Origin of the sequence: Propionicimonas sp. T2.31MG-18 (assembly GCF_964266745.1) — a bacterium.
Taxonomy (GTDB): Bacteria; Actinomycetota; Actinomycetes; order Propionibacteriales; family Propionibacteriaceae; genus Propionicimonas.
Map to the genome: position 1 here is coordinate 256,863 of NZ_CAXWGX010000027.1, position 20,135 is coordinate 276,997.

20 protein-coding genes are annotated in these 20,135 nt (G+C 71.3%); 15 read left to right on the forward strand and 5 right to left on the reverse strand.

Going from position 1 to position 20,135, the window contains the following annotated elements; genetic code table 11:
- Positions 1–122 precede the first annotated feature (122 nt).
- Positions 123–779 carry a LuxR C-terminal-related transcriptional regulator gene (locus ACFQQJ_RS14175; protein ID WP_377107386.1) on the forward strand — a complete coding sequence of 219 codons (657 nt, stop codon included), beginning with the start codon at positions 123–125 and terminating at the stop codon, positions 777–779.
- 21 nt (positions 780–800) lie between these two features.
- On the opposite strand, the gene ACFQQJ_RS14180 is transcribed toward ACFQQJ_RS14175, so the two are convergent.
- From ACFQQJ_RS14180 to ACFQQJ_RS14190, 3 genes are read right to left on the reverse strand one after another with little or no spacing between them, the layout of a single operon-like run.
- Complete coding sequence (locus ACFQQJ_RS14180) at positions 801–1,871, reverse strand: S1C family serine protease (RefSeq protein WP_377107387.1); 1,071 nt, start codon at positions 1,869–1,871, stop codon at positions 801–803.
- A gap of 27 nt (positions 1,872–1,898) precedes the next feature.
- The gene (locus ACFQQJ_RS14185) at positions 1,899–2,786 is read right to left on the reverse strand and encodes a cation transporter (protein WP_377107389.1); all 888 of its coding nucleotides are present in this window, start codon (positions 2,784–2,786) and stop codon (positions 1,899–1,901) included.
- Positions 2,783–3,622, reverse strand: a complete 840-nt coding sequence (locus ACFQQJ_RS14190; protein ID WP_377107391.1) for a formate/nitrite transporter family protein — start codon at positions 3,620–3,622, stop codon at positions 2,783–2,785. Before ACFQQJ_RS14190 ends, ACFQQJ_RS14185 begins: the two co-directional genes overlap by 4 nt.
- A 366-nt stretch (positions 3,623–3,988) precedes the next feature.
- Here ACFQQJ_RS14190 and thrS point away from each other — a divergent pair, with 366 nt between their 5' ends.
- The 11 genes from thrS to ACFQQJ_RS14245 all read left to right on the forward strand — a co-directional run bounded on the left by thrS (position 3,989) and on the right by ACFQQJ_RS14245 (position 15,231).
- Entirely contained in the window at positions 3,989–5,971 is a 1,983-nt protein-coding gene (gene thrS / locus ACFQQJ_RS14195; RefSeq protein ID WP_377107393.1) for a threonine--tRNA ligase, read from the forward strand.
- Positions 5,968–6,522 (forward strand): HIT family protein, encoded by a 555-nt coding sequence (locus ACFQQJ_RS14200; protein ID WP_377107394.1) that lies wholly within the window; start codon positions 5,968–5,970, stop codon positions 6,520–6,522. The genes thrS and ACFQQJ_RS14200 overlap by 4 nt, the downstream gene beginning before the upstream one ends.
- Before the next feature lie 28 nt (positions 6,523–6,550).
- Positions 6,551–7,165 (forward strand): CDP-alcohol phosphatidyltransferase family protein, encoded by a 615-nt coding sequence (locus ACFQQJ_RS14205; RefSeq protein ID WP_377107395.1) that lies wholly within the window; start codon positions 6,551–6,553, stop codon positions 7,163–7,165.
- A 66-nt stretch (positions 7,166–7,231) separates the two neighbouring features.
- The gene (gene gcvH / locus ACFQQJ_RS14210; protein ID WP_377107397.1) at positions 7,232–7,612 is read left to right on the forward strand and encodes a glycine cleavage system protein GcvH; all 381 of its coding nucleotides are present in this window, start codon (positions 7,232–7,234) and stop codon (positions 7,610–7,612) included.
- A 73-nt stretch (positions 7,613–7,685) separates the two neighbouring features.
- A complete protein-coding gene (locus ACFQQJ_RS14215) occupies positions 7,686–8,168 on the forward strand; it encodes an FHA domain-containing protein (protein WP_377107399.1) in 483 nt (160 codons plus the stop codon).
- On the forward strand, positions 8,168–8,869 hold the full coding sequence (locus ACFQQJ_RS14220; protein WP_377107401.1) for a MerR family transcriptional regulator: 702 nt from the start codon (positions 8,168–8,170) through the stop codon (positions 8,867–8,869). The genes ACFQQJ_RS14215 and ACFQQJ_RS14220 overlap by 1 nt, the downstream gene beginning before the upstream one ends.
- Before the next feature lie 7 nt (positions 8,870–8,876).
- Positions 8,877–9,380 carry a bifunctional nuclease family protein gene (locus tag ACFQQJ_RS14225; RefSeq protein ID WP_377107403.1) on the forward strand — a complete coding sequence of 168 codons (504 nt, stop codon included), beginning with the start codon at positions 8,877–8,879 and terminating at the stop codon, positions 9,378–9,380.
- Between the two features lie 122 nt (positions 9,381–9,502).
- Positions 9,503–10,054, forward strand: a complete 552-nt coding sequence (locus ACFQQJ_RS14230; protein ID WP_377107405.1) for a MerR family transcriptional regulator — start codon at positions 9,503–9,505, stop codon at positions 10,052–10,054.
- A gap of 75 nt (positions 10,055–10,129) precedes the next feature.
- The gene (gene gcvP, locus ACFQQJ_RS14235) at positions 10,130–12,982 is read left to right on the forward strand and encodes an aminomethyl-transferring glycine dehydrogenase (protein ID WP_377107407.1); all 2,853 of its coding nucleotides are present in this window, start codon (positions 10,130–10,132) and stop codon (positions 12,980–12,982) included.
- A gap of 3 nt (positions 12,983–12,985) precedes the next feature.
- Positions 12,986–14,080 carry a YhjD/YihY/BrkB family envelope integrity protein gene (locus ACFQQJ_RS14240; protein ID WP_377107408.1) on the forward strand — a complete coding sequence of 365 codons (1,095 nt, stop codon included), beginning with the start codon at positions 12,986–12,988 and terminating at the stop codon, positions 14,078–14,080.
- Positions 14,077–15,231, forward strand: coding sequence for a pyridoxal phosphate-dependent aminotransferase (locus ACFQQJ_RS14245; protein ID WP_377107409.1), 1,155 nt, complete (start codon positions 14,077–14,079; stop codon positions 15,229–15,231). The genes ACFQQJ_RS14240 and ACFQQJ_RS14245 overlap by 4 nt, the downstream gene beginning before the upstream one ends.
- A 136-nt stretch (positions 15,232–15,367) precedes the next feature.
- Here ACFQQJ_RS14245 and ACFQQJ_RS14250 read toward each other — a convergent pair whose 3' ends face one another.
- Positions 15,368–16,594, reverse strand: coding sequence for a pyrophosphate--fructose-6-phosphate 1-phosphotransferase (locus ACFQQJ_RS14250; protein WP_377107411.1), 1,227 nt, complete (start codon positions 16,592–16,594; stop codon positions 15,368–15,370).
- 137 nt (positions 16,595–16,731) lie between these two features.
- Here ACFQQJ_RS14250 and ACFQQJ_RS14255 point away from each other — a divergent pair, with 137 nt between their 5' ends.
- Together ACFQQJ_RS14255 and ACFQQJ_RS14260 are read left to right on the forward strand one after the other, a co-directional pair.
- Positions 16,732–17,124: a pilus assembly protein TadE gene (locus ACFQQJ_RS14255; RefSeq protein WP_377107413.1), complete on the forward strand. Its 393-nt coding sequence runs from the start codon at positions 16,732–16,734 to the stop codon at positions 17,122–17,124.
- 35 nt (positions 17,125–17,159) lie between these two features.
- Positions 17,160–18,179: an LLM class flavin-dependent oxidoreductase gene (locus ACFQQJ_RS14260; RefSeq protein ID WP_377107415.1), complete on the forward strand. Its 1,020-nt coding sequence runs from the start codon at positions 17,160–17,162 to the stop codon at positions 18,177–18,179.
- A gap of 19 nt (positions 18,180–18,198) precedes the next feature.
- On the opposite strand, the gene ACFQQJ_RS14265 is transcribed toward ACFQQJ_RS14260, so the two are convergent.
- On the reverse strand, positions 18,199–19,368 hold the full coding sequence (locus ACFQQJ_RS14265) for a MalY/PatB family protein (protein ID WP_377107416.1): 1,170 nt from the start codon (positions 19,366–19,368) through the stop codon (positions 18,199–18,201).
- 129 nt (positions 19,369–19,497) lie between these two features.
- Here ACFQQJ_RS14265 and ACFQQJ_RS14270 point away from each other — a divergent pair, with 129 nt between their 5' ends.
- Positions 19,498–20,121, forward strand: a complete 624-nt coding sequence (locus ACFQQJ_RS14270; protein WP_377107418.1) for an L-threonylcarbamoyladenylate synthase — start codon at positions 19,498–19,500, stop codon at positions 20,119–20,121.
- Positions 20,122–20,135 lie beyond the last annotated feature (14 nt).

Consider the following 20,135-nt stretch of genomic DNA (forward strand, 5'->3'; position numbering starts at 1 on the left):
ACCAGTGGGTATTACCCCGTAGCGGAATAGGCCCTCGGCCCCCGCTGTTGGGGTGTTCAGCGCGGTTCTCGGACGGGAGGTCGGGCGTGGATCGTGGTCAGCGTGCAGTTCTGATCGTCGGCATGTTGAGCGAGGCATCCGAGGCGATCGTCGCGGACGCCGACGTCGAGCAGGTCATCTGCCGGCACCTGGCGGAGGGCGTGCAGGCGGACGCCGCCGTGTGCTTCGTGCCGGGAGCCGACGGCGGACGAGTCCTCGGCGGGCACCCGGACCGGACGATCGCGTCCGTCCTCGCCCAGTCACTGGACGACGCCGACTTCGCCTCGGCCTCACAAGCCCCGCTCCAGGTGCGGGCGGTCGGCCTCGGCCACGTCCTGGTCGTCGCACCGCCGCTGCTCGAGCTCGCCGAGGACGGCACCGAGCGCCGTGCGCTCGCCTTCTCGCGGGCCGACGGGTTCGACGAGGCGGGCGTGCTGCTGCTCCACGAGGCGATCCCACCGCTGACCGCCCTGATGCCCCACGCGATCGCTGTCACCGAGCGCAGGGAGAAGGCCCGCGCCGGCAGGGACGCTGCGCGCGAGTTCGGCCTCACCGGCCGCGAGCTGGAGGTCCTCGAACTGCTCGCGCAGGGCCTGCTGGCCACGTCCATCGCGTCGCGGCTCTCGCTCTCGCCCCGGACCGTCCACAAGCACCTGGGCAACATCTACGACAAGCTCGGCGTGCATGACCGCCTCGTGGCGGTCAGCCTCGCCCGCGGGCGCGGCCTCGTCGCCGCCTGACCCGTCCGGGGACGGTCCGGCTCAGGGCTGTTCCGCCAGCGTCAGGCTGGTGGTACGTGCCGACCCGTCCCGCACGTAGTCGACCGCGACCGCCTGGCCCACGTTCGCGCTCACCAGCAGCCACGCGAGCGACACGCTGTTGGCCGGGCCACCGTTCAGCCCGGTGATCACGTCGCCCTCCTCGAGTCCGGCTTCGGCCGCCGGTCCCGCCGGGGCGACCGCCTGCACGAAGAGCCCCGCGCTGGTGCCGAAGCGGTCGGCGGTGTCCTGGCTGATCTCCGCGGTCTGGGCACCGATCCACGGGTGCGTTGCCCGGCCGCTGGCCAGCAACTGGTCGACGATCCGCTGGGCCGTGGACGCCGGCACGGCGAAGCCGATGCCCACGCTGCCCCCGCCGGCGACACCCTGCGCGTTCGGGACGGTGGAGATGGCGGTGTTCACGCCGACGAGGCGGACGTCGCAGGTCACCAACGGGCCGCCGGAGTTCCCCGGGTTGATCGACGCGTCGGTCTGGATGGCACCGGCGAGCACCGTCGTGCCACCGCTGGCCTTCGGAGCGGGGACGTGGCGGTCGAGGGCACTGACGATGCCGCTGGTGACCGTGCCGGACAACCCCAGCGGGGCCCCCAGCGCCACCACCGGTTGCCCGACGGTGAGTGGCTCGCGCGGGGCGAGCAGCAGCGTGGGCAGCTTGTTGCGGTCGATCTTGAGGACCGCGAGGTCGGTGATCGGATCCGTCCCGACGAGGCGGGCCGGCAGTTGCTCGCCGTTGTTCAGGAGCACCTGGATGGTGCCGGAGTCGACGGCGGCGGCGATCACGTGGTCGTTGGTGAGGATCACGCCGTCCGCCCGGATCACGGCGCCGCTGCCCGACCCGGAGCCGCTCGCGCCGGTGACGAACACCGTGACCACCGACGGCAGCGCCGCGGTCGCGACCCGCGTCGTGTCACAGGCGCCCGGCGAGGGAGACAGCTTCACCGCGGCCAGGCCGCCGAGCCCGCCGCCGACCAGGGCGAGCGCCACGGCCAGGCCGATCAGCTCAAGCCAGGTGAGCGACGGTCGCTGGGACCACCAGCGGTTTGGCGCGGTCATCTCTTCCTCCTCAGTGCCCGTGCGGGCTCAGTACGCCAGGTCGGGGTCGGTGGTGAGTTCGACGTTCGCCCACACGTCGTAGCCGAGCGGGTCGAGCCCGGCGATGAGAGAGCGGCGGACCTTGTCCTCCTCCGACACGTCCCACTCTCCCGCACCGACGAGGAAATCCACCTCGACATACAGGCGGCGTCCCAGCTTGGTCGCACGGACGATCGGCTCGCCCAGGCCGAACTCACCCCCGACGCGTCGTGCCTCCGCCTCGATGCCGCGGGACACCTCCGCGGGCGGTGCGGCCTCGAGGATCTCCCGGCCGCCGGAGGTGAGCAGCCGCCACGGGACGGGTGCGAGGACCGCGACGGCCACCAGCACGAGCACCGGGTCGGCGTACCGGACGACCGCGTCCCAGCCGAGGGCGTCCGCGCCGGTCGCCGCCGCCGCCCCGACGGCGATGATCGCGCTGAGCAGCGCGCCGGCCTTCCACTGGTCGGCCTCCGCGGCCGCCAGTTCCGACCGCGGCGCCAGCCGGGGGAGCCCCAGCATCACCGCGATGGCCACCACGAGCGTGAGCACGCCGTAGCCGACCACGCTGGCCGGGGCCGCGTCCGTCCCGCCGGCGAGCAGCAGGGAGATCGAGTCGAACGCCGCGTAGAACAGCGTGGCGGTGAGCGCGGCGCCCTGGACGACGATCGCCACCGGGATCACGGCCTCGCGGCCGAACGGGTAGCGCTCGTCCGGCTCGAGGCCGGCGGCCCAGGAGGCCAGCAGGGACAGTCCGGACAGTGCCGTCCCGAAGATGGTGAAGATGCCGTCGAACAGGACGATCCTGGCGTCTGCGACGAGGCCCCACACGACGCCGACGACGCCGACGAGCAGCGACGCGTAGACCGACAGCCGCAGCGCCCTGGCCTCGCTCACGAGCGGTACCGAGAGTCGTCGTTGACGAAGGCGTAGTAGAGCCCGATGAGCACGCCGCCGCCGATGAAGTTGCCGATCAGGGCGATGGCCACGTTGCCCAGCGCGAGGCCGACGTCGATGCCCGACTTGAGCCCGACGATCAGGAACAGGATGGTGTTGGCCACCGAGTGCTCGAGGCCGAGGAAGGCGAAGATGAAGACCGCGGTGATCATCGCCAGGGACTTGGTGAGGTCCTCCTTGATGAAGCCGTTGTAGACGAGCAGCATCGCCACGTTGATCATCAGGTTGCACAGGATCGCCCGGACGAGCAGGTCGGACCAGCCGAGCGGCCCGGCGGTCAGGTAGCCGAGCTTCACCGCGACCGCATGCTCCATCTCGGCCAGCGCCGGCCCGCTGCCCAGCGTGCTGAACACCATGAGCACCGCGACGAGGAGGCCGCCGAGGATGTTGCCGAGGTAGCACAACCCGAGCATGCGGACGGCCCTGGGCCACTTCACCCGCTTGTAGTAGGCGCCGATGGAGGCGACCATCATGTTCGAGGTCAGCAGCTCGGACTTGGTGTAGTAGATGAACACCAGCGCCCATCCGAAGACCAGGGCGCCGACCAGCTTGCCGATGCCGGTGAGGGGGGTGCCCCCCACCGAGAGGGCGGAGAAGGTCGCGACCACGCTGAAGTACGCGCCGTAGAAGACCGCGATCAGGATGCCCGCGGTGCCGGCCCGCTGGAGGTAGCGGACGGCCAGCTGGCCGGACATCGCCGTCTTGGTCTCCAGCGCCTCCAGAGCGGTGCTGATGAAGAACTTCCCGGGGAACAGCCGCTCGGTGTCGGTCGCCATGGGAGAACCGTGCCAGAACTCCCGGGACGGCGTCAGCCGTCCCGAGCACCTGAACCACCGCGGGTTTCCGGCCGCTCCCTGGTGGTCCTGCTCGGTCCCGAAGGGTCACCGCGGGTTTCGGTGCGCAATCGGGCCTTTCCGGCGGGCTCTTGCGCGCCGAAACCCGCGGTGGGACGGGGACGGCGACCTGAGGGTGGCGCGGGCGCGCCGAAACCCGCGGTGAGCCGAGCCGGGAGGGGCGGGGCGGTGGCCGCGTGGACGCCCGTCGGGCCGCGGGGAGCGTGGCAGGGTGAAGACGGGTGCCAGGAAGGGGCAGAATGGTCGCCGGACCGGCACGTGGCCGGTCGCCGTCCGGAAGGAATCCCTGTGCCTGTCTCCCTCACCGTGGTGCGTCCCGAGTCGCGCGAACCCCGGGTGGTCGAGACGGGCACCACCGGCCTCGACCTGTTCGGCACCGACCGGACGGTGGTCGCCGCCCGGGTGAACGGCGTCATCGTGGACCTGTCCGCGGAACTTCACGACGGCGACGAGGTCGAGCCCGTCCTCGCGTCCAGCGACGCGGGCCTGGCGATCGTGCGCCACTCCTGCGCGCACGTGACCGCCCAGGCGCTCCAGCGGCTGCACGCGGACGCCAAGCTGGGCATCGGGCCGCCGATCACCGACGGCTTCTACTACGACTTCGACGTGGCGCACCCGCTGGCCCCCGAGGACCTGAAGGCGATCGAGAAGGTGATGTCCGGCATCGTCAAGGAGCGGCAGCGGTTCGTCCGGCGCGCCGTGACCGACGAGCAGGCCGCGGCGGAACTGGGGTCCGAGCCGTACAAGCTCGAACTGATCGGTCTCAAGGGGTCGGCCACCTCCACCGAGGGCGCCTCGGTCGAGGTGGGTGCCGGCGAGCTGACCATCTACGACAACGTCCGCGGGGACGGCACTGTGGCGTGGAAGGACCTGTGCCGCGGCCCGCACGTGCCGCACACCGGGTACCTCGGCAACGCCTGGTCGATCACCCGCAGCTCTGCGGCGTACTGGCGTGGCGACCAGCGAAACGCCCAGCTCCAGCGCGTGTACGGCACCGCCTGGGCCACCAAGGACGACCTCGTCGCCTACCAGAACCGGCTCGCCGAGGCCGCCCGGCGCGACCACCGCAAGCTGGGCGCGGAGCTCGACCTGTTCAGCTTCCCCGAGGAGCTGGGCGCCGGCCTGCCGGTGTTCCACCCGAAGGGCGGGGTGATCAAGCGCGTGATGGAGGACTACGTCCGCGAGGCCCACATCCGGGCCGGGTTCTCCTACGTCGGCACCCCGCACATCTCCAAGGAGGGGCTGTTCCACACCTCCGGGCACCTGCCGTACTACGCCGACGGCATGTTCCCGCCGATGGACGACGATGGCCAGAACTACTACCTCAAGGCCATGAACTGCCCGATGCACAACCTGATCTTCAAGGGCAGGGGACGCTCGTACCGCGAGCTGCCGCTGAGGTTCTTCGAGTTCGGCACCGTGTACCGCAACGAGAAGTCCGGTGTGCTCCAGGGTCTCACCCGGGTGCGGATGATCACCCAGGACGACTCCCACTCCTACGTGATGGCCAGCCAGGCCGCGGACGAGGTCAAGCACCTGCTGCGCTTCATCACCGACCTGCTGGAGGACTTCGGCCTCGACGACTACTACCTCGAGCTGTCCACCCGCGACACCGAGGGCGCCAAGTCCACCAAGTTCATCGGCTCCGACGAGCAGTGGGAGAAGGCGACGGCGGTGCTCGAACAGGTCGGGCGGGAGTCCGGGCTCGACCTCGTCCCCGACCCGGGCGGCGCGGCCTACTACGGCCCCAAGATCTCGGTGCAGGCCAAGGACGCCATCGGGCGCACCTGGCAGATGTCGACGATCCAGTACGACTTCAACCAGCCGGCCCGCTTCGGCCTCACCTACACCGGTCCGGACGGGCACCCGGCGGAGCCGGTGATGATCCACTCGGCCAAGTTTGGCTCGATCGAGCGGTTCATCGGCGTCCTCACCGAGCACTACGCGGGCGCGTTCCCGGCCTGGCTGTCGCCCGTCCAGGTGCTGGGCATCCCGGTGGCGGCGGAGTTCGAGCCGTACCTGGCCGACGTCGCCGCCCGCCTGACGGAGGCCGGTCTGCGGGTCGAGGTCGACACCTCCGACGACCGGTTCGGCAAGAAGATCCGCAACGCCCAGACCCAGAAGGTGCCGTTCATGCTCATCGCCGGCGAGCAGGACGTGGCCGCCGACGCGGTGTCGTTCCGCTACCGCGACGGCAGCCAGAAGAACGGCATCGCCATCGACGCCGCGATCGAGGAGCTCGTCGCGGCGACCAGGCCGCCACGACGGTGACCGCGGACGCCCCGCTGGAGGACGCCGGGTCACTGCCCGGCGTCCCCGACGCGTTCCAGCGGCTGTGGACGCCGCACCGGATGGTCTACATCGCGGGGGAGAACAAGCCGACCGACCCGTCGGAGGGCAGCTGCCCGTTCTGCCGCGCACCGGGCCTGGACGATGCGGAGGGGCTGGTGGTCCGCCGCGGCCGTGCGGTGTACGCGGTGCTGAACCTCTACCCCTACTCTCCCGGGCACCTGCTGCTGTGTCCGTACCGCCACATCAGCGACTACACAGAGCTGAGCGCGGAGGAGTCGGCGGAGTTGTCCGCCTTCACCGCGCAGGCGATGACGGCGCTGCGCGCGGTGTCGGCGCCGGCCGGGTTCAACCTCGGGCTCAACCAGGGGGAGGTGGCCGGTGCCGGCATCGCGGCCCACCTCCACCTGCACGTCGTGCCGCGCTGGCGGGGGGACGCCAACTTCCTGCCCGTGGTCGCGCAGACCAAGGCCCTGCCCCAGCTGCTGGGCCAGACCCGCGAACTCCTCGCCGACGCGTGGAACGCGCTGTGAGCCCGTGGAGGGCCCTAAGCTGACCGGCATGGCCGGAGAACCCTACGACACCGAGAAGGTGCTGACGGTTCCCAACATCCTCAGCTTCATCCGCCTGGCCGGCGTCCCCCTGTTCCTGTGGCTGCTGCTCGAGCGGCAGTCGGACGTGTGGGCCGTGGTGGTGCTGGCGATCGGTGGTGCCACCGACTGGCTGGACGGCAAGCTCGCCCGCAGCTGGCACCAGCGCTCCCGGTTGGGCCAGGTTCTCGATCCGCTCGCCGACCGCCTCTACATCCTGGCCACGCTGATCGGCTTCGCGATGCGCGAGATCGTGCCGTGGTGGCTGGTGGTCCTGCTGGCGGCGCGGGACGTGCTGATGTTCACCACCATCTGGCCCTCCCTGCGCCGTCGCGGGTTCACCAGCCTGCCCGTCCACTTCCTCGGCAAGGCGGCGACCTTCGCGCTGCTGTACGCCTTCCCGCTGGTGCTCCTCGGCACTGGCGACGACCTGTGGCACACGGTCGCGCGCGTGCTCGGCTGGGCGTGCGTGATCTGGGGCGCCGGCCTCTACTGGTGGTCGGGCCTGCTCTACATCGGCCAGGGCGTGGACGTCATCCGCCGGTTCCCGCTCGAGGCCGGCCCAGCGGGCGACGAGGGCAACTGAGCGGCGTCCCGGACGATACCCTTGTGCCAACGTGACGGCAGCCCGGCTGCCAGAAGGAGTACGTGCGTGTTCCCCGATGACCTTCGCTACACCAGCAAGCACGAGTGGGTTCGCCAGGGCGCCGGCAACTCCGTCCGCGTCGGCATCACCAGCTATGCCGCCGACGCGCTCGGCGACGTCGTCTACATCTCGCTCCCGCAGGTCGGCGAGGAGGTCGCCGCCGACGACGCGTGCGCCGAGGTCGAGTCGACCAAGAGTGTCTCCGACGTCTACTCGCCGGCCGGCGGTGTCGTCACAGCGGTCAACGAGCTGCTCAACGACTCCCCGGAGACCATCAACTCTGACCCTTACGGTGACGGTTGGATCTTCGAGCTCGAGCTCAGCGAGGCCGGCGAACTCGAGGATCTTCTGGACGCGGACGGCTACAGCGAGCTCGTCGAGGGCTAGGCTGAAGGTCAACCTGTCGTTGAGCCTCGATCGGGGGAGGGCTCGCTAGCCGAAGGCATGGAAGGTGGCCCACATGATGCAGTGCCCCGCGTGCGGTCATGAACTCTCCGAGGCGGTCAACTTCTGCCCGCACTGCGGTGCGAGCCTCGCGAAGATGTCCGGCGACACCACCCGGGTGATCCCGCCGGTCGTCGAGGAGTTCCAGATCGACGACCTCGCGCCGGACGATGCGGCCGCCATCGAGGCGCTGCCGTCCGGCTCGGCCCTGATGCTGGTGCTCAGGGGTGGCCAGGCCGGTGCCCGTTACCTGATCGACGCCGACGTGGTCACCGCGGGACGGCACCCGCGGTGCGACATCTTCCTCGACGACATCACGGTCTCCCGCCACCACGCCCGCTTCACCCGCCGCGCCGGGCAGGTGTGGATCAGCGACGAGAACAGCCTCAACGGCACGTACGTGAACAAGACCCTGATCGACGGCGAGGTGGCCCTGCGGCGGGGCGACGAGGTGCAGATCGGCAAGTTCCGCATGGTGTTCTTCGCCGGGCAGGACTGATGGCCCTCGGACTCCGCAGCATCGGCCAGGTCCTGGCCATCCTGAAACCGGACTTCGACGACGTCTCCATCTCCAAGATCCGCTTCCTCGAGTCCGAGGGACTGATCTCGCCGGAGAGGGCACCGTCGGGGTACCGGCGCTACGCCGAGTCCGACATCGAACGCCTGCGCTACATCCTGCACGTCCAGAAGAACCACTACCTCCCGCTCAAGGTCATCCGCGAGCACCTCGACATGATGGACCGGGGCCAGGAACCGCCCCCGCTGGGCGGACCGGGCCAGGGGGCCGCGCCGGCGGTGGACGGCGTGGAGCAGGCCGCGGCGCTCGCCTCGCAGTCCCGCCCGCCCAAGCGGGCCATCCGGATCACCCGCCGCGAACTCATGGAACTCAGCGGGCTGAGCGAGCCGGCGCTCGCCGAGCTGGAGAAGCACGCGCTGGTCGTGCCGCGACGCGGCACCATCTACTACGGTCGCGACGCCCTCACCGTCGCAGTGATCTCCCGAAAGCTGGCCGCCTTCGGCATGGACGCCCGCCACCTTCGGGTGGTCAAGCAGGCCGCCGAGCGCGAGGTGGGGCTGATCGAGCAGGCGATCGCGCCGCACCTGCGCCGCAACCCGTCCAACCGGACGCTGCCCGCGGAGGTGATGCAGCTGGTGCTGCACGCCCACGCCGCGCTGCTGCGCTCCCAGCTCCCGCAGTGAGCAGCGCATGCGCGAGGTGAGGGTGATCGAGATCCGCGTCTCCACCGGGGACGCCGCGCCGCTGGTCGTGCTGGCGGAGGTCGGCGGCGCCGGCCGCCTGCTGCCGATCTGGATGAGCCATGGCGGGGCGTCCGCGATCTTCACGGCGGCGGAGGAGCCCGACCCCGACCGTCCGAACATCCACGACCTGGCCTGGAGGCTCGCCGAGGCGGCGACCGCCCCCGTCCAGTCGGTGCGCATCACCGCCTACGACGACGGGCAGTACTACGCAGAGCTGGTGTGCGGCGAGCAGCGCATCCCGTCGCGGCCCAGCGATGCGATCGCGCTCGCGTTGCGCCTCGGGTGCCCGATCGAGTGCGCGGACACCGTGCTGGAGGAGGTCGGGGTGCTGCCCGGGGACGGGGTGGGCGCCGCAGAGCCTGAGGAGGCCGAGGAGGAGGTCGAGCGGTTCCGGGAATTCCTCGACAGCGTCACCCCGGAGGACTTCACCGGCGAGGAGAACCAACCCTGAGGTAGCGGTTCAGACTCCGGTGCGTCGCGCGGCGCGGCACGGCGTGTCGTTGACCCCCGTGTCGGCGGCGGATTACCGTCGTAATCCCAACGAGGTGATTCCCGAACCGAAGCGAGGCAGAGATGAACGCTCAGCACCCGGTGCCGCCGGCCCAGGACCTGCTGTTCGACGGTGACTTCTCGCCGCTGCCCGAGGACCTCGGCTTCCGTGGCCCGGTCGCCTGCCGCGCGGCCGACATCACCTACCGCCAGCTCGACTACTGGGCCCGCACCGGCCTCGTCGTTCCGGAGATCCGTGCCGCGGGCGGCTCGGGCACCCAGCGCCTCTACAGCTTCCGCGACCTGCTGATCCTGAAGGTCATCAAGCGGCTCATCGACGCCGGCATCTCGCTGCAGCAGATCCGCACCGCGATCGAGCACCTGCGGGCACGCGGCGTGGAGGACCTCACCACCGTGACCCTGATGAGCGACGGGGTGTCGGTCTACGAGTGCACCTCCGACGACCAGGTCGTCGACCTGCTCCGTGGGGGACAGGGCATGTTCGGCATCGCCCTCGGCGGGGTGTGGCGCGACATCGAGGGCACGCTCCAGGAGCTCCCGGCCGAGCGGGCCGAGGAGCCCGCGCACGCCGACGACGAGCTCTCCCGCCGCCGTCGCGCCCGCGTCGCCGGCTGACGCGCCCCCGCCGCGCTGCCCACGGCCGGTCGCTGGGGGGCAGGGGCGCCCCGCCGGGATAGGTTTGTTCCTGCCATGGACGACTTCACCCGACGCCACCTGGGACCTGCGGAGGACGATCGCGAGCAGATGCTCGCCACCCTCGGCTACGACTCCCTGGACGACCTGACCGACGCCGCCGTTCCGGCCGCGATCCGGCTCACCGAGCCGCTGCGGCTCCCCGCGGCCCGCTCCGAGGACGAGGTCCAGCGGCGACTCGCCGCCCTCGCCGCGCGCAACAACCCCGGCACGGCGATGATCGGGCTGGGGTACTCCGGCACGATCACGCCGCCCGTGATCCGGCGAATGGTGCTGGAGAACCCGGCCTGGTACACCGCCTACACCCCGTACCAGCCCGAGATCAGCCAGGGCCGGCTCGAGGCTCTGGCCAACTTCCAGACGATGATCGCCGACCTGGCCGGGCTGCCGGTCGCAGGGGCGAGCCTGCTCGACGAGGCGACGGCCGTGGCCGAGGCGGTCGCGGTGGCCCACCGCGTGTCCCGAAAGGGCGGGGTCGTCGTGGTGGACGCCAACCTGCTCCCGCAGAGCCTCTCCGTCCTGCGCACCCGGTGCCTGGCGACCGGGATCGAGATCGTGGTCGCCGAGGGCGATCTCGCCGACGCCGTCCGCGAGAACCAGGCGTTCGCCGTCGTCGTGCAGGTGCCCGGTGCCGACGGACGCCTGCCGTCCGCCGCCGGCCTCACCGCGCTCGCGACGCTGGTCCACGACAACGGCGGCCAGGTGATCGCGGCCTGCGACCTGCTCGCCCTCACGCTGATCGGCTCTCCGGGCGCCTGGGGCGCGGACATCGTCGTCGGCTCGGCCCAGCGCTTCGGCGTCCCGCTGTTCTACGGCGGCCCGCACGCCGGCTACATCGCGGTCCGTTCCGGCCTGGAGCGGCAGCTGCCCGGCCGGATCGTGGGACTGAGCAAGGACGCCGACGGGACGCCCGCCTTCCGCCTCGCTCTGCAGACGCGCGAGCAGCACATCCGGCGCGAGAAGGCGACGTCGAACATCTGCACGGCGCAGGTCCTGCTCGCCGTGACCGCGGGCTTCTACGCCGTGCACCACGGCCCGGACGGGCTCGCTGCCATCGCCACGACCGTCCACGATCGTGCGCGGAGGATCGCCGCGGCCCTGGTGGCGGGCGGCTACGGGCTGGCGGGGGAGTCGTTCTTCGACACGATCACCGTGCACGCCCCCGGACGCGCGAACGCGATCGTGGCGGCCGCCCGCGACGGCGGGGTCCACCTGCGCCTGGTGGACGACGACCACCTCGGCGTCAGCGTCGGCGAGGACACCACGGAGGAGGCCCTGGCAGCCGTCTGTGCCGCGTTCGGCGCCACCCTGGGCACCGAGGTGTTCGGCGGCCTGGGCGACCACCGGCGCGAGCGTGACTACCTCACCCATCCGGTGTTCCACGCGTACCGCAGCGAGACCGAGCTGCTGCGCTACCTGCGCGGGCTGGCCGACCGCGACTTCGCGCTCGACCGGGGCATGATCCCGCTCGGCTCGTGCACGCTCAAGCTCAACCCCGCGGCCGCCATGGAACCGATCAGCTACCCGGGCTTCGCCGGCCTGCACCCGTTCGTGCCGGAGGCGGACGCCACCGGCTACGCGGAGTTGATCGGCGAGCTGTGCGACTGGCTGGCCGAGATCACGGGCTACGACCGGGTGAGCCTCCAGCCGAACGCGGGCAGCCAGGGCGAGTTCGCCGGGCTGATGGCGATCCGGTCCTACCACCTGGCCAATGGCGACGCCCACCGGACGGTCTGCCTGATCCCGGCCTCGGCCCACGGGACGAATGCCGCGTCCGCGGTGATGGCCGGTATGCGGGTGGTGGTGGTCGGCACCGCCGCCGACGGCTCGGTCGACCTGGACGACCTGCGGGCGCGCATCGCCCAGCACGCCGACGACCTCGCCGCGGTCATGGTCACCTATCCGTCCACCCACGGTGTCTTCGAGGAGACGATCACCGAGATCTGCCGCCTGGTGCACGAGGCTGGAGGTCAGGTGTACGTCGACGGCGCAAACCTGAATGCCATGTTGGGCCTCGCGCGCCCGGGCAGGTTCGGTGCGGACGTCAGCCACCTCAACCTCCACAAGACGTTCGCAATCCCGCACGGCGGCGGTGGCCCCGGGGTCGGGCCGGTGGCCGTCCGCGCGCACCTGGCGCCCTACCTGCCCAACCACCCGCTGGTGCCGTCGGCCGGCCCGGCCGGGAGCTACGGACCGGTCAGCGCGGCCCCGTTCGGCTCGGCCGGCGTGCTGCCGATCAGCTGGGCGTTCGTGGCCCTGATGGGCCCCGACGGGCTGCGGCTGGCGTCCCAGACGGCGATCCTCGCCGCCAACTACGTCGCGCGCAGGCTCTCCGGATCGTTCCCCGTGCTCTACACCGGCGAGGCCGGGCTGGTGGCGCACGAGTGCATCGTCGACCTGCGGGAGCTCACCCGGCAGACCGGGATCACCGTCGACGACGTCGCCAAGCGGCTCGTCGACTACGGGTTCCACGCGCCGACGATGAGCTTCCCGGTCGCGGGAACGCTGATGATCGAGCCGACCGAGTCGGAGTCGAAGGCAGAACTCGACCGCTTCTGCGACGCGATGATCTCGATCCGGCGCGAGATGGACCAGGTCGCCGCGGGTGACTGGCCGGCCGACGACAACCCCCTCCACAACGCACCCCACCCGGTCTCGCGGATCGCGTCCGACCAGTGGCCGCACCCCTACGGACGGCAGCTCGCCGCGTACCCCGCCGGCCTTCGGACGGGACCGCTCGGCTCCGGCGGACGCGACAAGTACTGGCCGGCCGTCGCACGGATCGACCAGGCCTTCGGTGACCGCAACCTGGTCTGCACCTGCCCGCCGGTGGCGAGCTACGGGGAGTAGCGGATGAAGCCGATCCTCGAGTGGTGGGAGAAGATCTCGGCGCGGCCGCTCGTCGCCCACGTCCTGCGGGCTGTCGAGCGGTTCAACGTGCGCGGTGGCGTCCAGCTCGCCGCCGCGATCACCTACTTCTCGGTGCTGGCGCTGGTGCCGATCCTGATGCTGCTGTTCTCGGTGCTGGGGTTCGCGACAACGGTCTTCCGTCCCGAGTGGCTGGGAATGATCGAGGCCTGGATCAACACGAACTTCCCCGCCGACTCCCAGTTCGGGTCGGCCCTGCACGACGTCGTCCTGAGCGCGCTGACGGGCTGGGCGGGCTTCTTCGCCACCAGCCTCCTGATCGCGATGTGGATCGGCTCGGGATGGCTGGGCAACACGAAGAGGGCTGTCCGCCTGCTGATGCGGGAGGACGTGGACAACCCCGGCAAGCAGCTGGTGATGCCGCTCGACATCCTGGCGAACTTCGCCGGGCTGCTCGGCGTCCTCGTCGGCCTGGTGGCGACCTTCGCCTCCTCGACGGTGGCCACCATCCTCGGCGGGACCGTCGGCGAGTGGCTGGGAGTGGGCGGCAGCGCGGGCTGGACGGCGCTCATCCGGCTGGTGGGCGCGATGGTGTCACTGGCGATCGGCGCTGTCGGCTTCCGGCTCCTGTTCGCGTGGTTCAGTCCCACCTGGATCCCCACCCACCTCGCGTGGGTGGGGGCCGGGATCGGCTCGGCGGGCCTGTTGGTGCTCCAGGCGCTGGCCACCTTCCTGTTCGGTGCCTTCTCGCGGAACCTGGGCATCGCGGTCTTCGGCTCGACCATCGTGCTGATGATCTTCCTCAACCTGTTCGCCACCCTGATCCTCTACATCGCCGCCTGGCTGGCGACGTCGGTGGCGCCCGAGCCGGCCGCCCCCGAGCTGCCCGCCGGCGATCCGGTGGAACCGTCCGTGCCGGTCGAGAGCATGCCGGGCGAGCTGTACGTGTCCAGCGAGGTGGCCCGGCGCTCACTCGGGATCGGGCTCGGGACCGGCTACGCGGTGGGTGCCGCCACCGGGCTCGGCATCGGCGCTGCGCTCGTCTCGCTCTTCTCCGCGCTGTTCGGACGGCGCCGATGACCCGTCCCGCACTGCGTGGGCTGGTCGAGCCGTTCCACGTGATGGAGGTGGTGAAGGCCGCGTCCGCCCGCCAGCAGAGCCACGGTGACGCGATCCTGCTCTGTGTCGGACAGCCGGGCACGCCGGCGCCGCTGGCCGTCCGGGAGGCAGCCCGGGCCGCGATCGGGAACGAGGTCCTGGGCTACACGGTGTCGACGGGCGTCCCGGAACTGCGCTGGACGATCGCCACCGAGTACGCGCTGCGCTACGGCGTCGCCGTGGATCCTGAAGAGGTGCTGGTGACCACGGGGTCGTCCGCGGGCTTCCAGCTCGCGGTCCTCGCCGGCTTCGAGACCGGCGACCTCGTCGCCATGACCCGTCCGGGGTATCCCGCCTACCGCAACACACTGCTCACCCTCGGGTGCCGGGTGCTCGACCTCGACGTCGGGCCGGACACGCGCTACCAGCCCACCACGGCGATGCTGGACGCCCTGCCGGAGGTGCCCGCGGGGCTGGTGCTCGCCTCGCCGTCCAACCCCACCGGGACCATCATCGACCCCGAGGAGCTCGCCGCGGTGGTGGCGTGGTGCCGGGCGCACGACTGCCTGCTCCTCAGCGACGAGATCTACCACGGCATCTCCTACGGACGCCGCTGCGCGAGCGCCCGGGAGTTCGGGGAGGATGCCGTCGTCCTCGGCTCGGTGAGCAAGTACCACTCGATGACCGGCTGGAGGCTCGGCTGGCTGCTCCTCCCCGAGCCGCTGCGACGTCCGGCCGAGCTCCTGCAGGGCAACCTGGCGATCTGTGCCCCGGCAGTCTCGCAGGCCGCGGCGATCGCGGCATTCGGGCCCGCGGCGAGGGCGGAGCTGGACGCGCACGTGGCGCGCTACGCCCGCAACCGCGAGTTGCTGCTGCGCCGGCTCCCCGAACTCGGCATCACCAGCTTCGCGCCGCCGGACGGCGCGTTCTACGCCTGGTGTGACGTCAGCCACCTCACGGAGGACTCCCGCCAGTGGTGCGCGGACGTCCTGGCCGCCACCGGCGTGGCGCTGGCCCCGGGCATCGACTTCGATCGATCCCGGGGCCACCGGATGATGCGTCTCAGCTTCTGCGGCGACACCGCAGAACTCGACGAGGCCCTCGACCGCCTGGTCGCGCACCTCGTCCGCTGACCGCCCGGTCAGGCGCCGTGCCTCCCGCTGCGTCCCACAAGACGCCGAGGGCCAGCCTTAACGTCGAGGGCCAGCCCCAGTGGACTGGCCCTCGACGCCAAGGCTGGCCCTCGCGCGGGAAGGCTGGCCCTCGAACTCAGTGCTCGGCGGGCTCCGCGGCGACCGGGGACGGCTGGCCGATCTCGGCGAGCAGGTCGAGGTACCACTGCTGGGAGATGTCGAACGGCTTGCCGCCCTTGATCCGGTCGAACGCGATGACGCTGAGGACGTCGCCGTTCTCCTCGTCGTGCCCGACGACGCCGGGCTTGCCGGCCAGGGCGGAGTCGACAGCGAGGTCGGTCATCGACTTGATCAGGGCGAGGTCGAAGGCGTTCGCCGCCGCGGAGCGGGAGTAGTAGCCCGACTTCTGGACGAGCACCTTCTCGGCGTTGAGCATCTTGGAGAACTGCTTGGCGAACCACTGGCCGGGGTTGATGCGCTCGAGGCGGATGTGGCCGAAGGCGTCGCGGGCGACCTCCTGGCCGGCCTTCTCCATCTCGGCGACGATGTCGGCGATGCCGGCGCCCTCGGAGAGGAAGATGTTCACGCAGCCGACCTCGTCCATCACCTTGATCAGGCGTGCGGCCTCGGCCTCGATGTCGATGACGGCCTCGGGGACGAGGATCGCGTGCACGTCCCAGGCCTCTTTGGACAGGCCGATCTCCGGCAGCCACTCCACGCTCTCGACCCACTCGTGGTACTTGCGGGCGGTGGCGGCAGTGAGCCAGCCACAGTTGCGTCCCATGACCTCGTGGATGAGCAGGATGCGGGTGCCCGCGTTGTGCTCGGCCATCACGTTCTTGGCGAACCGGGCGCCCATCTCCGCGGCGGTGTCCGCGCCGAGGGACTGCCGGATCGGCACGACGTCGTTGTCGATGGTCTTGGGCAGGCCGACGACGGTGAGGCCGTAGTCGTGCTCGGCGAGGTACGCGGCCAGGTCCGCGGCCGTGGTGTTCGTGTCGTCGCCGCCGATGGTGTGCAGCACGTTGACACCGTCGGCAACGAGCCGGTCCGCGGCAACCTTCAGCGGGTCGTCGCCCTCGGCGACCAGACCGCGCTTGACGAGGTCCTTCGCGTTGGTGAGCTTCACCCGGGAGTTGCCGATCGGCGAGCCCCCGTAGGAGTGCAGCAGGGACGCCTTCGCGCGCACCTGGGGCGTGACCGTCAGGTAGTCACCGGTGAGGAGGCCCTGGTAGCCGTTCCGGTAGGCGATGATCTCGACCTCGGGAGCGAGAGCGGTGTACCGCTCGATCAGCCCGCCGATGGCGGACGACAGGCAGGGTGCGAAACCGCCGGCGGTGAGCAGGGCGACTTTCTGGACCATCGTTATGGGTTCCAATCGTGTGCGCGTGGTGGTGAACGGGCCTAGCGTATCCAGACATCGCCCCGGTTCGGCTGTGCACAACCGCCGTGGAACGCCTGCGGTGGGAGCACAATGGGTCCCTCGGATCGGGGGTGGTCATGCGGGAAGAGCGGGGCCTGTCGATGTCGGCGTTCGTCGCCGTCGTCGTGCTCGCGCTGCTGGTCGTCGCCGGCCTCGTGGTGGACGGGGGCGCCCAGGCGGTGGCCGCCCGCCGGGCCGAGCTGGTCGCCTCCGCCGCCGCGCGGGCCGCAGCGGACGAGACCGCGGCCGCACGACTCGCCGGGCGTGAGCCCGACGCAGGAGTCGCGATCGCGACCGCACAGCGGGTGCTCGCCGGCAGTGGTGACGTGACCGGCGAGGTCCGGCTCGTGGCGGGACGGGTCCGGGTGTCGACCACCACCACGGTCGAGCCGGTGTTCCTCAGCCTGATCGGCATCCAGCGCCTCGTCGGACGGGGCGCGGCCGAGGCCGACCTGGTGTCGAACCGCTAGGGGAATGGCTGGGGACGCCGCGCGTTGTACTGCACGTGAAGCGGATCGGATTCCTCTCCTTCGGTCACTGGTCCGGTGGCCACGGCTCCCACACGCGCTCGGCCGCGGACGCGCTGCTCCAGTCGATCGACCTGGCGGTCGCGGCGGAGGACCTCGGCGCGGACGGCGCCTACGTGCGCGTCCACCACTTCGCGCGGCAGCTCGCCTCGCCCTTCCCGCTGCTCGCGGCGATGGGGGCGCGCACGAGTCGCATCGAGCTGGGCACCGCCGTGATCGACATGCGCTACGAGAACCCGCTCTACATGGCCGAGGACGCCGGCGCGGCCGACCTCATCTCCGGCGGGCGGCTCCAGCTGGGGATCAGCCGGGGATCGCCCGAGCAGGTCGTGGACGGCTACCGCTACTTCGGCTACGCCCCGCCGGAGGGCCAGACGGACGCGGACATGGCGCGCATGCACGCCGACGTGTTCCTGACCGTGCTGGAGGGCAAGGGCTTCGCCGAGCCGAACCCGCGTCCGATGTTTCCCAACCCGCCGGGACTGCTGCGCCTGGAACCGCACGCCCCGGGCCTGCGCGACCGCATCTGGTGGGGGGCGTCGTCCAACGCGACGGCGGTCTGGGCGGCCGAGCAGGGCATGCACCTGATGAGCTCGACCCTGAAGACCCACGAGTCGTCCGAACCGTTCCACGTCCAGCAGGCGGAGCAGGTGCGGCTGTTCCGTGAGGCCTGGGCGGCAGCCGGCCACGACCGCGAGCCGCGGGTGTCGGTGAGCCGCAGCATCTTCCCGCTGGTGGACGACCGCGACCGCGCCTACTTCGGCGGGGACGACTCCGCCGACCAGGTGGGCTGGATCGACGCGTCCACGCGCGCGATCTTCGGACGCAGCTTCGCCGCGGAGCCCGACGTCCTGGTCGAGCAGCTGCGCGAGGACGAGGCGATCGCCGCGGCGGACACGCTGTTGCTGACCGTGCCCAACCAGCTGGGGGTCGACTACAACGCCCACGTGATCGAGTCGGTCCTCAGCCACGTGGCTCCGGCGCTCGGCTGGCGCTGACGCACCGGGCCCCGGTCCGCTAGACGCACTCCTCGTGGTGGTCGGGGCAGGCCCAGCCCTCGGTGAGGCTGCCGGCCATCCGGCGGACCCCTTCGACGACGAGTTCCGGCGCGCAGGCGAGGTTCACCCGGACCCACTGCCGGTGGCCCGAGGCGAAGTTCACACCCGGAGAGAACGCCACCCTGCCCGACTCGAGGAAGTGGCGGGCCGGAGCCGCCAGGCCGAGGTCGGTGCAGTCCAGCCACGCGAGATAGGTGCCCGGCTGGGGCTCGTACCTCACCGCCGGCACCCGGGTGGCCAGTTCTGCGGCGAGCAACCGCTTGTTGGCGGCCACCTCGACCATGAGTTCATCCACCCAGTCCTGGGCGGAGACGAGCGCGGCGGTGTGCGCCAGGTTGGCCAGGTGGCCGGTGGACTGCTGGGCGAGCGGGGGCAGCTTCTGGAGCAGGGGAGTGGCCTCGGCGCCGGCGATGATCAGCCCGGCCTTGAACGCGGCGAGGTTCCACGTCTTGCCCGCGCTGGTGACCGACACCGCGCGCTCGCCCCCGGGGACGGTGAGCAGCGGCACGAACGTGGTGCCGGGGTCGACCAGCGGGGCGTGGATCTCGTCGACGACGACCTGGACGTCGTACCGCGCGGCGAGCTCCATGACGGCAGCCAGCTCCGCCGCGGTGTGGACGACGCCCGTCGGGTTGTGCGGCGAGCACAGCAGGTAGGCGCGGGGACGGTCGGGCCCGGCGAAGGCGGCTTCGAGCGTGGTCAGGTCGAGGCGTCCGGACGCCGACAGCGGCGCCTCGGTGATCCTGCGGCGATAGCCGGAGACCACCTGACGGAACGGCGGGTAGACCGGCGGGTTGATCACGACGGCGTCCCCGGGGTCCGTCGACGCCTCCAGCACGGCGAGGATCGAGTTCATGACGTCACCCGCCCGACGGGCCTGCGCAGCGGTGTCGAGCTCCCACGCCCACCGGGTGGCGGCCATGGCCGCGAAGGCCTCCGCGTACGCCGTGCCGTGGGGATACCCGGTGTCCCCGCGGGTGAGGGCCTCGCCGACCGCTGCGGCGACCGCCGGGTGGAGGGCGACGTCCATCTCGGCGACCCACATGGGCAGGACGTCGGGTGCGTAGGTGCGCCACTTCAGGCTCGTGCGGGATCGCAGGTGGTCCAGGGGCAGGGACAGCAGCGACATGCCCGGCAATCTAGCCCTTCGCCGGCACCGGGAGGCGTCGGGTCCGCCGGAAGCGAGACCGGGCGCGGACCGGCGGGCCGACCCGCCGACCGCCCACGCCGGGCACCGTCCGCGACTAGGCTCGACGCCATGGCTCGCTACTTCGACGTGCATCCCGACAACCCCCAGCCGAGGGCCCTGGCACAGGTCGCGGAGATCCTGCGCGGCGGCGGGCTCGTGGCCTATCCGACCGACTCCGGCTACGCCCTGGGCTGCGGCCTGGGCAACCGGGAAGGCCTCGAGCGGATCCGCAGCCTCCGGCGCCTGGACGACAAGCACCACTTCACGCTGGTCTGCAGCGAGTTCGCCCAGCTCGGCCAGTACGTGCAGATGAACAACGACGTCTTCCGCGCGGTGAAGGCCGCCACGCCGGGCGCGTACACCTTCATCCTGACGGCCACGCGTGAGGCGCCGAAGGTGATGCTGCACCCGAAGAAGCGGACGGTCGGCGTCCGGGTGCCCAGGCACACGACCGCCCTGGCGCTGCTCCACACGCTGGGCGAGCCGCTGATGTCCTCCACGCTGATCCTGCCGGGGGAGACCGAGCCGATGACCGACGGCTGGCAGGTGAACGACGAGCTGGGCGCCCAGCTGGACGCCGTCCTCGACTCGGGCGACTGCGGGCTGGAGCCGACCACCATCGTCGACCTCTCCGGCGACGAGGTGGAGATCACCCGGTACGGCTCCGGCGACCCCGAGCCGTTCGAGGCCTGAGGGGACGCCAGGCT